The following is a 14,115-nucleotide window of genomic DNA, read 5'->3' as shown; positions in this document are numbered from 1 at the left end:
CCAGTATCGCCGCCGCGTTCGAGTCCAGGTGTCCGGGGTGGGCTGTCCCGGCGGTATGCACGGCGGGTCAGGCCATCCGGGCCCCCATCCTCATCCACGCCCTGTACGTTTCCGACCGTGCCTGCTCTGAAAAAGACCGTATTGACGGTCCTCTCTGCCGCGTTGCTGTCCGTATGTGTCGTCGGCCCCGCGGGGGCAGCCGACAAGGACAAGACCGACGACAAACAGCCCAGGCCGACGGGCCCGATGTCGACCGTGGGCGGCAAGCGCCTGGGCGAGGTGGGCACCCAGGTCCAGCTGGGCCCCGGCGCACCGGTGCTGCCGAAGAAGCTCACGGGCCGGTCGTGGATCGTCGCGGACGCGGAGAACGGCCAGGTGCTGGCGTCCCACAACGCCCACTGGCGGCTGCCGCCCGCATCCACCCTCAAGATGCTCTTCGCCGACACGGTCCTGCCCGCCCTGCAGCCGAAGACCATGACCCACATGGTGACCGAGGAGGACCTCGCCGGGGTCGGCGAGGGCAGCTCCCTGGTGGGCGTGAAGGAGGACCACAGCTACACGGTGCACGACCTGTGGCTCGGTGTGTTCCTGCAGTCGGGCAACGACGCGGTGCACGTCCTGGCCGAGATGTACGGCGGTGTCGACGCGACGGTCGCGGCGATGCAGCGGCACGCCGAGGAGCTGCAGGCCCTCGACACGAAGGTCGTCTCGCCCGACGGCTACGACGCCCAGACCCAGGTATCCAGCGCGTACGACCTCACGCTGTTCGCCCGCAGCGGTCTGCAGAAGGCCGACTTCCGCGAGTACAGCGCGACGGCCACCGCGCAGTTCCCCGGCGAGAAGAAGAAGGGGAAGAAGCGCGAGACCTTCGGGATCCAGAACACCAACCGGCTGATCACCGGTGACATCGGAGTGGAGCCGTACAAGGGCATCGCGGGCGTCAAGAACGGCTACACGACGCACGCGGGCAACACCTTCACGGGAGTCGCCGAACGCGACGGCAAGGTGCTCCTCGTCACCGTCATGAACCCGTCGTCCGAGGAGAGCCACGCCGTCTACAAGGAGGCTGCCAGCCTGCTCGACTGGGGCTTCGCGGCGAGTGGCAAGGTGACCCCGGTCGGCGAACTGGTGCCCCCCAGGTCCGCCGCGACGGGGACCGGGAAGGGTGCCAGGCCGGCCGGCGGCTCGACCAAGGCGGACGACAAGCAGGCAGCCGCCTCCACCGCCGCTCCCGCGGGATCCGGCGGGGCCTGGATCGCGCTGTCGATCGTCGGCGGACTGCTGGTGGTCCTGGCCGCCGGGGTGTTCCTGGTCAACCGGCGCTGGCCGCTGCCCGACCTGGTGCGCCGCCTTCCTCGTCGCTGACGGCCGGGACCGTGTCCTCCTTGCTCGGCGTCGCCGTCCAGGCGGCGCAGAGCAGCAGCAGTTTCGCGCTGAAGTTGATCCACAGGAGGAGCGCGACCGGCACCCCGAAGGCCCCGTACATGCTCTTCGACGCGACGTCCCTCATGTAGCTGCCGAGGAGCAGCTTGAGCAGTTCGAAGCCGACCGCGCCGGCCAGCCCGGCGACGATCAGCCGGCGGCGCGGCGGTTCCACACCGGGCAGCAGGGTCAGCAGGTAGATCAGCAGCAGGAAGTCTGCGCACACCGCCACGGCCAGAGCGGCGATCTGGATCAGCACACCGCCCGCGCCGTTCTCGGGGATGCCGAGGAAGTCTGCCGTCCAGCCGATGGCGGTCGAGCCGACCGCGGAGGCTGCCAGCGTCACGAGCGCCGCGCCGCCCAGGCCGAGCAGCAGCCCGGCGTCCTTGAGCTTGCGGACGACCGGGTTGCCCTCGTCCGTGTCGTCCTTCTCCCAGACGGCGCGCAGGCAGTCCCGCATCGAACCGACCCAGCCGATGCCGGTGAGGAGCAGCAGCGCGCCCGCGACCAGCCCGACCGTGCCGGCGTGCGCCACCAGGTTGTCGATGCCGAGCTGGTCCGAGATCCCGGGGACCTGCTCGGCGAGCTCGTCCTCGATCTTGTCCAGCTGTTCGGTGGAGAGCAGGGCGGCACCGATGGCCGCGCCCACCGCGATGAGCGGGAAGAGCGCGAGGAAGCTGAGGAAGGTGATCGCCGCGGCGAGCCTGGCCCAGTGGACCCGTTCCAGCGTCTCGTAGGAGCGCCAGGCGTGCGTCTCCATCAGCCGTGCGACGAGCGGCCCGATGACGGGAAGTCTTTTCAGCCAGTCCATGACGTACGCGTACCCTCCCGGGCGGGGAAAACCGATGTCCGGCGCTTCCCGACTCGCCAATCACCCATTTCGGTGAGCGCTGTAACAAATCCCTCAAATGGGTTTTCTCGGGCTATACGGTCACGTCATGTCCGTCGACACGGTGTCCATGACCGGCTGGGGCCGCACCGCCCCGACGACCGCGCTGCGGTTTCGCCCCCGCACGTACGAAGAGGCCGTGGTCGCCGTGCGCGGCTGCGGGCCGCGCGGGGTGGTCGCCCGTGGGCTCGGCCGCGCCCACGGTGACGCCGCGCAGAACGCGGGCGGTTCGGTGGTCGACATGACCGCTCTGGACCGGATCCGGTCGGTCGACGCCGTCACGGGCACGGTCGTCTGCGACGCGGGGGTGAGCCTGCACCGCCTGATGGGGGTGCTGCTGCCGCTCGGCTGGTTCCTCCCCGTCACGCCGGCCACCCGCCATGTCACCGTCGGCGGGGCGATCGGCTCCGACATCCACGGCAGGAACCACCTGAGCGCGGGCTCCTTCGCCCGGCACGTGCGTGCCCTGGAGCTGCTGACCGCCGAGGGCGAGGTGCGTACGGTGCTGCCGGGCACCGATCTGTTCGACGCGACGGCGGGCGGTCTGGGGCTGACCGGGGTCATCCTCTCCGCCACCCTCACCCTCCGGCCCGTGGCCACCGCACTGATGTCGGTGGACACCGAGCGGGCGGCCGATCTGGACGAGGCGATGGCCCGTCTCGCCGCGACCGCCGGCAGCGCCACGTACGCGGCGGCGCGGATCGATCTGCTTGCGCGGGGAAGGGCCATGGGACGTGCCGTACTCACCCGGGGGGAGCACGCACCCCTGAATGCGCTCCCGGCGCACGCTCGGCGCACACCGCTCGTGTTCCGTCCGCTGCAGCTGCCGGCCGCTCCCGCGTTCCTGCCGCAGGGGCTGCTCGGACGGGCCTCCGCGACGCTCCTCAACGAGCTCCGCCACCGCAGCGCTCCCGTGTCCCGCACCGGGGAGCTCCAGAGGATCCCTGCCTTCTTCCACCCCATGGACACCCTCCCGCACTGGAACCGCGTCTACGGCCGGGCGGGCTTCGTGCGGTACCAGTTCGCCGTCGGGGACAGGCACGGGGAGACGCTGTACCGCATCGTCCGGCAGCTCTCCGTGCGCCGCTGCCCGGCCGTCCACGCCGTGCTCAAACGGTTCGGCGAGGGAGGCACGGGCTGGCTCTCGTTCCCCACGCCCGGCTGGACCCTCTCCTTCGGGCTGCCCGCGGGACTGCCCTGCCTGGCACGGCTGCTGGACGGTCTCGACGAGGAGGTGGCGGCGGCCGGCGGCCGGGTCTGCCTGGCGAAGGACGCCCGGCTGCGGCCCGACGTGCTCGCCACGATGTACCCGCGGCTGCCCGACTTCCGTGCCCTGCGCCGGGAGCTGGACCCGGCCGGGGCCTTCCGGTCCGACCTGTCCCGCCGCCTCTCGCTCTGAACCCGCACCCCCGCTCTGTCATCGTCGCTAGGAGTTCCCCTGTGAAGGACGCCTTCGGTGCCCCGCAGTCCCTGCTCGTCCTCGGCGGCACCTCGGAGATCGGACTGGCCACCGCGCGCCGGCTGATCGCCCGCCGCACGCGCACGGTCCGGCTGGCCGGGCGGCCCTCCCCCGCCCTGGACCGGGCCGCCGCCGAGCTGCGCGAGCTGGGCGCCGACGTCCGTACCGTCGCCTTCGACGCGCTCGACCCCGCGTCGCACGAGGAGGTGCTCGGGAAGCTCTTCACCGAGGGCGACATCGACATGGTGCTGCTGGCCTTCGGCATCCTGGGCGACCAGGCGCGCGACGAGGAGGAACCGCTCTCCGCGGTCCGGGTCGCCCAGACCAACTACACGGGGGCGGTCTCCGCCGGGCTCGTATGCGCCGGCGCACTCCAGGCGCAGGGCCATGGATCGCTGGTGGTGCTGTCCTCGGTGGCCGGTGAGCGTGCCCGCCGGGCCGACTTCATCTACGGCTCCAGCAAGGCGGGCCTGGACGCCTTCGCCCAGGGCCTCGGGGACGCGCTGCACGGCACGGGGGTGCACGTCATGGTCGTGCGCCCCGGCTTCGTACGGTCGAGGATGACGACCGGGCGCGAGGAGGGGCCGCTCGCGACGACCCCGGGCGCGGTCGCGGACGCGATCGTGACGGGCCTGCGGCGGCGCTCGGAGACGGTGTGGGTGCCCGGCGCCCTGCGGGTGGTGATGTCGGCCCTGCGGCACGTGCCGCGTCCGCTGTTCCGGCGGCTTCCGGTGCGGTAGGGCCGGTGCGGCGCAGGGGTCAGGACTGCAGGGACGGCTGGTCCACGGAGCAGCCGCCCTGGACGGGTACGGCGGGTGTGCCGCCGCCCGCCCGGAAGGGGAACTCGTTGATCTTGCGCCATACACTGTCCGCGCCCTGCTCGTACAGCGCGAAGGAACCGCAGGTCCAGGCCGCCTCGTAGGAGGAGAGCTCCTCGTAGGCGCGGTCCATCTCCTCCTCGGCGATGCCGTGCGCCACGGTCACGTGCGGGTGGTACGGGAACTGGAGCTCGCGGACCAGGGGGCCCGAGGCCTCACGGACCCGCTTCTGGAGCCAGGAACAGACCGAGGCGCCCTCGACGACCTGGACGAAGACGACCGGCGTCAGCGGCCGGAAGCTGCCCGTCCCGGACAGCCGCATCGGGAAGGGGCGGCCGGCCGTGGCGATCTGGGCGAGGTGCGCCTCGATCGCCGGCAGCGCGGCCGCCTCGGCCTCGGTCGGCGGGAGAAGGGTGACATGGGTGGGAATGCCGTACGCGGCAGGGTCCCCGAAGCTCGCGCGCCGCTCCTGGAGCAGGCTGCCGTAGGGCTCCGGGACCGCGATCGAAACGCCAAGCGTTACGGTCCCCACATCGTTCTCCTCAATCGTCGATGGCCGGTTTTCGGTCATGCCGACACACGTGCCGACGCCAGTGTGACCCCTGGGACCGCGTTCTCGCCAGGGTCCTTGGACTCAGTGCTTCGCGGGCAGAAGTCCCATGCGGTCGTAGGTCTGCGCCAGCGTCTCGGCGGCGACGGCCCTGGCCTTCTCCGCTCCCTTGGCCAGGAGCGAGTCCAGCGTCTCCGGGTCGTCCAGGTATTCCTGCGTACGGGTGCGGAACGGAGTGACGAACTCCACCATGACCTCGGCGAGGTCGGTCTTGAGCGCGCCGTAGCCCTGGCCCTCGTACTTCTGCTCCAGATCCGTGATCGCGATGCCGGTGAGCGTGGAGTAGATGCCCAGGAGGTTGCTGACGCCGGGCTTCTTCTCCGCGTCGAAGCGGATCACGGTGTCCGTGTCGGTGACCGCGCTCCTGACCTTCTTGGCGGTGGCCTTCGGGTCGTCCAGGAGGTTGACGAGACCCTTCGGCGTGGACGCCGACTTGCTCATCTTGACCGCCGGGTCCTGGAGGTCGAAGATCTTGCCGGTCTCCTTGAGGATGTACGGCGCCGGGACGGTGAACGTCTGTCCGTAACGGCCGTTGAAGCGCTCGGCGAGGTCACGCGTGAGCTCGATGTGCTGGCGCTGGTCCTCGCCCACCGGGACCTGGTCGGCCTGGTACAGCAGGATGTCGGCGACCTGCAGCACCGGGTAGGTGAAGAGGCCTACGGTCGCGCGGTCGGCGCCCTGCTTGGCGGACTTGTCCTTGAACTGCGTCATGCGGGACGCCTCGCCGAAACCGGTGAGGCAGTTCATGATCCAGCCGAGCTGGGCGTGTTCGGGGACATGACTCTGGACGAACAGCGTGCAGCGCTCGGGGTCGACCCCCGCCGCCAGCAGCTGGGCGACGGCGAGCCGGGTGTTCGCACGCAGCTCCGCCGGGTCCTGCGGGACGGTGATCGCGTGCAGGTCCACCACCATGTAGAAGGCGTCGTGGGACTCCTGCAGCGCCACCCACTGGCGCACCGCGCCGAGGTAGTTGCCGAGGTGGAACGAGCCTGCGGTGGGCTGGATTCCGGAGAGCACGCGGGGTCGATCAGAGGCCATGGACCCATTGTCTCAGGTACGGCGGGGATCTCCGGCAGCCGGTGCGGCGAAGACCGGGGGCGCACGGATGCCCGTCGACGGCGGAACGCGGCGGGCGGGACGGAAAACACAGCAGGGGCGCACGAGAGGGCGCGCCGCGCTGCGGAGGTTTCCTCGTCCCCGATGCGACCGACGATACAAAGTGGGCACACCCCGCCCACGCCGCACGACGAACGGAGATCCCGTGTCGACCACGGAGAACGCCATCGCCTCCGCCGAGGCGCACAGTGCGCACAACTACCACCCGCTGCCGGTCGTCGTCGCCTCGGCGGACGGCGCCTGGATGACCGATGTCGAGGGCCGCCGCTACCTGGACATGCTCGCCGGCTATTCGGCGCTCAATTTCGGCCATGGCAACCGGCGTCTCATCGACGCCGCCAAGGCCCAGCTGGATCGTGTGACGCTGACCTCGCGCGCCTTCCACCACGACCGGTTCGCCGACTTCTGTACGCAGCTCGCCGAGCTGTGCGGCATGGAGATGGTCCTGCCCATGAACACCGGGGCGGAGGCCGTGGAAACGGCGGTGAAGACCGCCCGGAAGTGGGGCTACCGCGTCAAGGGCGTCCCGGACGGCATGGCCAAGATCATCGTGGCCGCCGACAACTTCCACGGCCGGACGACCACGATCATCAGCTTCTCCACGGACCCGGAGGCGCGGGCCGACTTCGGCCCGTACACGCCCGGGTTCGAGATCGTCCCGTACGGGGACCTGACCGCGCTCGCCGCCGCGATGACGGAGAACACCGTGGCGGTCCTGATGGAGCCGATCCAGGGCGAGGCGGGGGTGCTGGTGCCGCCGGCGGGTTATCTCGCCGGGGTACGGGAGCTGACCCGGGAGCGGAACGTCCTGTTCATCGCGGACGAGATCCAGTCGGGGCTCGGCCGGACCGGCAGGACCTTCGCACTGGAGCACGAGGGTGTCGTGCCCGACATGTACGTGCTGGGCAAGGCGCTGGGCGGCGGTGTCGTGCCGGTGTCGGCCGTGGTCTCGTCGGCCGCCGTGCTGGGGGTCCACCGCCCCGGCGAGCACGGGTCCACGTTCGGCGGGAATCCGCTGGCGTGCGCCGTGGCGCTCGAGGTGATCGCGATGCTGCGCACCGGTGAGTTCCAGCAGCGGGCGGCGGAGCTGGGCGACCATCTCCACCGCGAGCTGGGGCTGCTGGCCGGCGGGGGCGCCGTCCGGGCCGTACGGGGCCGGGGGCTGTGGGCCGGGGTCGACATCGCCCCGGAGCTCGGGACGGGCCGGGAGATCTCGGAGAAGCTGATGGAGCGCGGTGTGCTGGTCAAGGACACCCATGGCTCCACGATCCGGATCGCCCCGCCGCTGGTGATCAGCAAGGAGGACCTGGACTGGGGCCTGGACCAGCTCCGCGGTGTCCTGGGCGGCTGAGGCTCCGCGTCGGGGCCTGGGCCGGGCCCCGACGGCTCGCGGGTCCGGCCCGTGCCCGCTCCGGCCCGCCCGGCCCGTACGGTCGGCCCGGCCCGTACGGTTCAGAGGATGACGTGGGGCAGGAAGCGGGCGTACTCGTCCGTGACCGGGCCCGCCGATTCCCTGATGCCGAGCCCGGCGGCCTCGTTCTCGACCACCCAGGCGCCGAGCACGACCCGGTTGCCCGCGAAGTCGGGGAGCGGCGCCAGCTCCTGGTAGCAGCAGGGTTCGTCGCGGGGTACCGGTGCGCTGCCCGGTTCGTGGAGTGTGACCCCGGCGCCCTCGCGGCCGAGCAGGGGCTTGGACACGTAGCCCGCGCCTCCCTCGGCGGCCAGTTCCCTGGGGCCGTCGAGGTAGGCGGGCAGCAGATTGGGGTGCCCGGGGTACAGCTCCCACAGGATCGCCAGCAGCGCCTTGTTGGAGAGGAGCATCTTCCAGGCGGGCTCGATCCAGCAGGTGGTGCCGGTGCCGCCCCCGTTGTCCAGGGTGTCCAGGACGTGCGGACCGAAGCGGTCGGTCGTCAGCCACTCCCACGGGTAGAGCTTGAAGCAGCTGCGGATGAAGCGGAGCTTCTCGTCGACGAACCGGCCGGTCAGCCGGTCCCAGCCGATCTTCTCGACGGAGAGCGCCTCGGTGTCGATCCCGGCCTGTGCAGCGGTCTCGCGGAGGTAGGCGACCGTCATCAGGTCCTCGCCCAGCTCGTCGCCGTCGGAGTGGGCGAAGTGCAGGGGGCCCGGCGGCAGCAGCGGTGCCTGCCGCTTCCAGGCGGCGACGAGACGCTCGTGCAGGGAGTTCCACTGGTCGGCGCCGGGGAAGCGCTCCTCCATCCAGAACCACTGGGGACTGGCGGCCTCCACCAGCGAGGTGGGGGTGTCGGCGTTGTACTCCAGCATCTTCGCCGGGCCGCCACCGTCGTAGCGCAGGTCGAACCGGCCGTACAGGGACGGGAGTTCGTCGCGTCGCCGCCAGGACTCGGCGATCAGTCCCGCCAGCCTGGGGTCGGTGACGCCCAGGTCGGCGAAGCGGTCGTGCTCGACGATGTGCGCGGCGGCGGCCAGGCACATGGTGTGGAGTTCCTCCACGACCTCCTCCAGCGCCTCGACCTCGGGCAGCGAGAAGACGTAGTAGGCGCTCTCGTCCCAGTACGGGCGCAGCGATCCGTCCGGGTAGCGGGTCAGGGGGTAGATCAGCCCCTGTTCCTCCACGGTCTCCTGCCAGCCGGGACGCGGCTCGACGGTGCGGCGCTCCACGACGGCTCAGCCGCCGCTGGACGTGGAGGAACCGAATCCGCCGCTTTCGACCGCGGACCTGTTGAAACTGCCGCCGGAGACACGGTTGTTGGAGCTGCTGCCGCCGTAGTAGTACGACCCGCTGCCACTGCTGTCACTGCACTCGTAGCTCGGCAGGATCTCCTGGGTGACCGGGTCCACGCACCGTCTGTCCGGTTCGGAGCTGCAGGCGGTGAGCGTCGCCGCGAGTACTCCCATGCCGCCGAGCAGCACGGTGCCCGACCTGAACCTGCGCCTGTCCATGTTCTGTTCTCCCCCGTCGTGCTCCGGGCTGCCGTTCAGCCACCGGACTTGCAGTCAGATTAGATGCCTGCCCATCCTGGCTGAAACCCGGTGTGACCGTCACCCCTCACGCGTACGGGCGTCCGTGCCTACGGCAGCACCCGGCAGAGCGCGTCCAGGGCCCCCGCCCACCCGCTCTCGGACGGAGATCCGTAGCCGATCACCAGCCCGTCCCGGCCCTCCGCGTCGGGGTGCCGGAAGCGGGTGAGCCCCTCCAGGGCGAGTCCCTGCCAGGCCGCCGCCTGGACGACCGCCTGTTCGGTGTCCTCGGGGAGTTCCAGCACGGCGTGCAGCCCGGCCGCGATGCCGCTCACCCGGAAGTCCGGCGCCCGCTCCGCCAGGGCCTCGACGAGCTGGTCGCGGCGGCGCCGGTAGCGCAGCCGCATCGACCGCACATGGCGGTCGTACGCCCCCGAAGCGATGAACTCCGCGAGCGTCAGCTGGTCCAGCACCCCGGACATCCAGTCGGTGCCGCCCTTGGCCGCGTTCACCTCCCCGACCAGTCCCTGCGGCAGCACCATCCAGCCCAGCCGCAGTGCCGGCGCCAGCGACTTGCTGGTCGTCCCCAGGTAGACGACCCGTTCCGGATCGAGTGCCTGGAGCGCGCCCACCGGCTGCCGGTCGTAGCGGAACTCCCCGTCGTAGTCGTCCTCCAGGACCATCCCCTCCGCCGACCGCGCCCAGTCGATCACCGCGGTCCGCCGCCCGGGGTGGAGCGGGACACCGGTGGGGAACTGGTGCGCGGGGGTCAGCAGCACCGCTCCCACGCCCGGCATCCCGCCCAGCTCCCCGGTGACGGCCCCGAGCCCGTCCACGGGCAGGCACGGGGTCCGCAGCCCCGTCCCGGCCAGCAGGTCCCGGTGGATGTCGAGCCCGTACGACTCGACGGCCGCCTCCCGCACCCGGCGCCGCCGCAGCACCTTCCCCATCAGCGTCAGCCCGTGGACGAACCCGGAGCAGATCACGATGCGCCCGGGGTCCGCGTACACCCCGCGCGCCCGCGCCAGGTACTCCGCCAGCACGGTGCGCAGCTCGATCCGGCCCTGCGGGTCGGCGTAGCCGAAGGACTCGTCGGGGGCCGCGGTGAGGGCGCGCCTGGCGGCCTTGAGCCACTCCGCGCGCGGGAAGGACGAGAGGTCCGGCGATCCGGGTACGAGGGTGTGGGCGGGTCGCCGCGTCTGCCGGGACGGGGGTGTCCGCGCGGCGGGGGCGGCCACGGCGGCGCGCTCGGCGACCCTGGTCCCCGAGCCCTGCCGCGCGGTGAGCCAGCCCTCGGCGACCAGCTCGGCGTAGGCGTCGGCGACGGTGTTGCGGGCGACCCCGAGGTCGGCGGCGAGCGTCCGCGACGAGGGCAGCCTGGTGCCGGGGGTCAGCCTTCCCGTACGGACGGCCTCCCGCAGTGCGTCCGTCAGCCCGCTGCGCAGCCCCGCTCCGACGGGTTCGAGGTGCAGGTCGGCACCGAAAGCGGCCCAGGAATCCGTCATGGAAATGGACCATACCGGTGCGCCACCCGCGCCGTAGCGTCGTAGGCATGACGCCCCACGAACACCCGCACACGCCCGCCGGGCACGCCCCCGAGCACCCCGCCCGTCTCGCGTGGGCGCAGCTCGCCCCCGATGTCTACAAGGCCATGGTCAGGCTGGACGCCGCCTCCCGTAAGGGTCTCGACCCGACGCTGCTCGAACTGGTGAAGGTCCGCGCCTCGCAGATCAACCGCTGTGCGCTCTGCCTGGACATGCACAGCAAGGACGCGCTCGCCGCGGGCGAGTCCGTCGAACGGATCGTCCAGCTCAGCGCCTGGGAGGAGTCGCGGCACTTCTACACGGAGCGGGAGCTGGCGGCGATCGAGCTGACGGAGGCCGTCACCGTGCTGACCGACGGCTTCGTGCCGGACGAGGTGTACACGAAGGCCGCCGAGCACTTCGAGGAGGCGGAGCTCGCCCAGCTGATCGCCGCCATCACGGTGATCAACGCGTGGAACCGGTTCGGGGTGGCCACCCGTCAGGTACCGGGCCGCCACACGCCCGGCGACATCAAGCACTGAGGCCCCCGCGCATCCCCTCACACCCCGGAGCACCGATGAACGAGCCCGCGTCCGTCTTCCGCGCGTTGCATCACGGCCGCCCTCCCGGCGACCCGCTGGTCCTGCCCGGCCCGTGGGACGCCGCGAGTGCCCGCGCCTTCGAGGACGCGGGATTCCCGGCGCTGGCGACGCCGAGCGCCGGGGTCGCGGCCTCCCTCGGCCACGAGGACGGGCACACGCCCGCCGCCGCGATGTTCGCGGCGGTTTCCCGGATCGCGCGCGCCGTGTCCGTGCCGGTGTCGGCCGACATCGAGGGCGGGTACGGGCTGGCCCCTGAGGAGCTCGTGGAGCGCCTTCTGGAGGCGGGTGCGGTGGGCTGTAATCTGGAGGACTCGGCCGACGGCGTCCTCGTAGAACCGCGTCGGCAGGCGGACCGGCTCGCCGCGGTGCGCGCCGCCGCGGGCGGGCGCCTCTTCGTCAACGCCCGCGTCGACACGTACATCCAGGGCGTCCCGGACGGCACGGACGTGGTCGGCGAGACGATCGCGCGCGGCCGGCTCTACGCGGCGGCGGGCGCCGACTGCGTCTACCCGATCGCGGCCCCGGCCACCGATCTGCCCCGGCTGTCCGCCGCCCTCCCGGTCCCGCTCAACGCCAACGGCACACCCGACGGCCCGTCCGACGCCCGCCGCCTCGGCGGGCTCGGCGCGGCCCGGGTCACCTTCGGACCACTGCTGCAGCGCAGGGCCGCGGACGCCGTGCGTGAGCTCGCACAACGGCTGCGCGGCGACTGAGCCCGTACGCGCGAAGGGGCGCCCCCGGCAGCGTGAGCCGCACGGGGGCGCCCCTTCGGGCGTGCCGGATCAGATCAGGCCGAGCTCGCGGACCGCGTCGCGCTCCTCGGTGAGCTCCTGCACCGACGCGTCGATGCGCGCGCGGGAGAAGGCGTTGATGTCCAGGCCCTGGACGATCTCGTACTTGCCGTCCTTCGTGGTGACCGGGAAGGAGGAGATGATGCCCTCGGGGACGCCGTAGGAGCCGTCCGACGGGATACCCATCGAGGTCCAGTCGCCCTCGGCGGTGCCGTTGACCCAGGTGTGCACGTGGTCGATGGCGGCGTTGGCGGCCGAGGCCGCCGACGAGGCGCCACGGGCCTCGATGATCGCGGCGCCGCGCTTGGCGACGGTCGGGATGAAGGTGTCGGCCAGCCAGGCCTCGTCGTCGACGAGCTCGGCGGCGTTCTTCCCGGCGATCTCCGCGTGGAAGATGTCCGGGTACTGGGTCGCCGAGTGGTTGCCCCAGATCGTCAGCCGCTTGATGTCGGAGACGGCGGCACCGGTCTTGGCGGCCAGCTGCGAGATCGCGCGGTTGTGGTCCAGGCGGGTCATCGCGGTGAAGCGCTCCGCCGGTACGTCCGGGGCGGCGGCCTGCGCGATGAGCGCGTTGGTGTTGGCCGGGTTGCCGACGACGAGGACCTTGATGTCGTCCGCGGCGTTGTCGTTGATGGCCTTGCCCTGCGGCTTGAAGATGCCACCGTTGGCGGAGAGCAGGTCACCGCGCTCCATGCCCTTCGTGCGCGGGCGTGCGCCGACCAGGAGGGCGACGTTCGCACCGGCGAAGCCCACGTTGGCGTCGGCCGTGATCTCGATGTCGCGCAGCAGCGGGAAGGCGCAGTCGTCGAGCTCCATCGCGGTGCCCTCGGCGGCCTTCAGGCCCTGCGGGATCTCGAGGAGTCGCAGGTTGACCGGCACGTCCGGGCCGAGCAGGTGGCCGGAGGCGATGCGGAAGAGCAGCGCGTAGCCGATCTGGCCGGCTGCGCCGGTCACGGTGACATTCACGGGAGTGCGGGTCATGGCGATCTCCGTTAGACAGCTGGCGGTGGGGGTTTCCTGCCCCTGGTGTGGGATACCTCTGAATCTTGACGTGAAGAGATATCCAGCGATCAGGCTATCCGACCCGCACGTTCCCGGCCGCCCGCCCCCCTGTGGGACCGCGCACAGCCGGTCACGCACCGCGTCCGGACCGCCCCCTCACCCCGCCGTGGCGCAGCCGGTCGTCCCGGCCGCGAGGGTCGCGCAGGCCTTCGCGTCGGACGCCTCCTTCACCGCGGCCATCGGGGTGTACGCGTCCGCGTCGGCGTCCACCGTGCCGTCCTGCCCGGCCTCTCCTCCCGCACCGATCCGCACACGGTGTCGCCCGGGGCGCCCTGGGTGACGCGCACGTCCTGCTGTGGCGGACCTCGGCGAGGCTTCCGCCGACCGTGGCCCGCGGGACCGTGTCGGCGGACTGCCCGCCGCAGCCCATGGCTTCCGGGTCCTTGCCGGTGCAGGCGGCGCCGCTGCACCCCACCCCGGCGGGCAGTCGCGGCGCGTCGGTGCCCGCTCGGCGGAGGGGCGGCGGCCTTCCCGCCGCCGTCCCCGCCCAGATCGGTGAGCAGCACCGCCGCGGCCGTCACCAGGAGCCCGCCGACGACACCCACGAGGAGCATCGCCGGCGTGCGACGGCCGCCGCCCCGCCCTTCGGGCACGCCCGGCGCCCCGGTGGTCCCGCTGCCGCCGTCGGCCTGCGGCTGCCGCGGGATCCGCCGCAGGGTCCCGCGCCTGACGGGTACAGACGTCCGGCGGCCCGCGGCAACGCACCTCGTCCTCCGGTCCGGCGACGGTCGGGACGGTCGCACCGCCCGAACGGCCGTCGCCACCGCCCGGACGGCCGTGTCCGCCGACCGCCGAGGCCGCTCCCGCTTCGCCGAGCGCCGCACGGGCCTGGGAGATCCGGATGGCCTCCATGGGCAGGTCGTGGCGCATCCCGGAGCGGCTC

14 protein-coding genes are annotated in these 14,115 nt (G+C 72.1%); 6 read left to right on the top strand and 8 right to left on the bottom strand.

Annotated elements, in window-relative coordinates; translation table 11 throughout:
* Positions 1–117: 117 nt before the first annotated feature.
* Positions 118–1,365, top strand: coding sequence for a D-alanyl-D-alanine carboxypeptidase family protein (locus OG524_RS22635; RefSeq protein WP_405389025.1), 1,248 nt, complete (start codon positions 118–120; stop codon positions 1,363–1,365).
* Here OG524_RS22635 and OG524_RS22630 read toward each other — a convergent pair.
* Positions 1,313–2,233, bottom strand: a complete 921-nt coding sequence (locus tag OG524_RS22630) for a YihY/virulence factor BrkB family protein (RefSeq protein WP_405389027.1) — start codon at positions 2,231–2,233, stop codon at positions 1,313–1,315. The genes OG524_RS22635 and OG524_RS22630 overlap by 53 nt on opposite strands.
* A 127-nt stretch (positions 2,234–2,360) precedes the next feature.
* Between OG524_RS22630 and OG524_RS22625 the strand changes: the two genes are divergently transcribed.
* Both OG524_RS22625 and OG524_RS22620 read left to right on the top strand, forming a co-directional pair.
* Positions 2,361–3,710, top strand: a complete 1,350-nt coding sequence (locus OG524_RS22625) for an FAD-binding oxidoreductase (protein WP_405811583.1) — start codon at positions 2,361–2,363, stop codon at positions 3,708–3,710.
* Positions 3,711–3,751: 41 nt separating this feature from the next.
* Entirely contained in the window at positions 3,752–4,510 is a 759-nt protein-coding gene (locus tag OG524_RS22620) for a decaprenylphospho-beta-D-erythro-pentofuranosid-2-ulose 2-reductase (RefSeq protein WP_405389029.1), read from the top strand.
* Positions 4,511–4,529: 19 nt separating this feature from the next.
* Here the strand turns inward: OG524_RS22620 and OG524_RS22615 are convergent, their stop codons facing one another.
* Positions 4,530–5,120 (bottom strand): 2'-5' RNA ligase family protein, encoded by a 591-nt coding sequence (locus OG524_RS22615; RefSeq protein WP_405811582.1) that lies wholly within the window; start codon positions 5,118–5,120, stop codon positions 4,530–4,532.
* A gap of 102 nt (positions 5,121–5,222) precedes the next feature.
* Positions 5,223–6,236 carry a tryptophan--tRNA ligase gene (gene trpS, locus OG524_RS22610; RefSeq protein ID WP_405389031.1) on the bottom strand — a complete coding sequence of 338 codons (1,014 nt, stop codon included), beginning with the start codon at positions 6,234–6,236 and terminating at the stop codon, positions 5,223–5,225.
* Between the two features lie 223 nt (positions 6,237–6,459).
* Between trpS and rocD the strand changes: the two genes are divergently transcribed.
* Positions 6,460–7,665, top strand: a complete 1,206-nt coding sequence (gene rocD, locus OG524_RS22605) for an ornithine--oxo-acid transaminase (protein ID WP_405389032.1) — start codon at positions 6,460–6,462, stop codon at positions 7,663–7,665.
* A gap of 101 nt (positions 7,666–7,766) precedes the next feature.
* On the opposite strand, the gene OG524_RS22600 is transcribed toward rocD, so the two are convergent.
* The 3 genes from OG524_RS22600 to OG524_RS22590 form a co-directional block, all read right to left on the bottom strand.
* The gene (locus OG524_RS22600) at positions 7,767–8,954 is read right to left on the bottom strand and encodes a glutathionylspermidine synthase family protein (protein ID WP_405811581.1); all 1,188 of its coding nucleotides are present in this window, start codon (positions 8,952–8,954) and stop codon (positions 7,767–7,769) included.
* Positions 8,955–8,960: 6 nt separating this feature from the next.
* The gene (locus OG524_RS22595) at positions 8,961–9,236 is read right to left on the bottom strand and encodes a hypothetical protein (RefSeq protein ID WP_405389034.1); all 276 of its coding nucleotides are present in this window, start codon (positions 9,234–9,236) and stop codon (positions 8,961–8,963) included.
* 128 nt (positions 9,237–9,364) lie between these two features.
* A complete protein-coding gene (locus OG524_RS22590) occupies positions 9,365–10,759 on the bottom strand; it encodes a PLP-dependent aminotransferase family protein (protein WP_405811580.1) in 1,395 nt (464 codons plus the stop codon).
* Between the two features lie 47 nt (positions 10,760–10,806).
* Between OG524_RS22590 and OG524_RS22585 the strand changes: the two genes are divergently transcribed.
* Positions 10,807–11,319: a carboxymuconolactone decarboxylase family protein gene (locus tag OG524_RS22585; RefSeq protein ID WP_405389037.1), complete on the top strand. Its 513-nt coding sequence runs from the start codon at positions 10,807–10,809 to the stop codon at positions 11,317–11,319.
* A gap of 35 nt (positions 11,320–11,354) precedes the next feature.
* Positions 11,355–12,092: an isocitrate lyase/phosphoenolpyruvate mutase family protein gene (locus tag OG524_RS22580; protein WP_405389038.1), complete on the top strand. Its 738-nt coding sequence runs from the start codon at positions 11,355–11,357 to the stop codon at positions 12,090–12,092.
* Positions 12,093–12,161: 69 nt separating this feature from the next.
* Here the strand turns inward: OG524_RS22580 and OG524_RS22575 are convergent, their stop codons facing one another.
* Positions 12,162–13,151, bottom strand: a complete 990-nt coding sequence (locus tag OG524_RS22575; protein ID WP_405389040.1) for a malate dehydrogenase — start codon at positions 13,149–13,151, stop codon at positions 12,162–12,164.
* A 177-nt stretch (positions 13,152–13,328) separates the two neighbouring features.
* Positions 13,329–13,484, bottom strand: coding sequence for a hypothetical protein (locus tag OG524_RS22570; RefSeq protein ID WP_405389041.1), 156 nt, complete (start codon positions 13,482–13,484; stop codon positions 13,329–13,331).
* Between the last annotated feature and the right edge of the window lie 631 nt (positions 13,485–14,115).

It is taken from the genome of Streptomyces sp. NBC_01520 (genome assembly GCF_045040375.1).
GTDB lineage: Bacteria > Actinomycetota > Actinomycetes > Streptomycetales > Streptomycetaceae > Streptomyces.
Note: the sequence above shows the minus strand (reverse complement) of the source record. Positions and strands in the feature narration are given on the sequence as shown.

Excerpts from the sequence above, each read along its gene's own strand:
- trpS (WP_405389031.1), bottom strand. The coding sequence starts at position 6,236 with ATGGCCTCTGATCGACCCCGCGTGCTCTCCGGAATCCAGCCCACCGCA.
- OG524_RS22575 (WP_405389040.1), bottom strand. The coding sequence starts at position 13,151 with ATGACCCGCACTCCCGTGAATGTCACCGTGACCGGCGCAGCCGGCCAG.
- OG524_RS22630 (WP_405389027.1), bottom strand. The coding sequence starts at position 2,233 with ATGGACTGGCTGAAAAGACTTCCCGTCATCGGGCCGCTCGTCGCACGG.
- OG524_RS22580 (WP_405389038.1), top strand. The coding sequence starts at position 11,355 with ATGAACGAGCCCGCGTCCGTCTTCCGCGCGTTGCATCACGGCCGCCCT.
- OG524_RS22585 (WP_405389037.1), top strand. The coding sequence starts at position 10,807 with ATGACGCCCCACGAACACCCGCACACGCCCGCCGGGCACGCCCCCGAG.
- OG524_RS22595 (WP_405389034.1), bottom strand. The coding sequence starts at position 9,236 with ATGGACAGGCGCAGGTTCAGGTCGGGCACCGTGCTGCTCGGCGGCATG.
- OG524_RS22590 (WP_405811580.1), bottom strand. The coding sequence starts at position 10,759 with ATGACGGATTCCTGGGCCGCTTTCGGTGCCGACCTGCACCTCGAACCC.
- OG524_RS22625 (WP_405811583.1), top strand. The coding sequence starts at position 2,361 with ATGTCCGTCGACACGGTGTCCATGACCGGCTGGGGCCGCACCGCCCCG.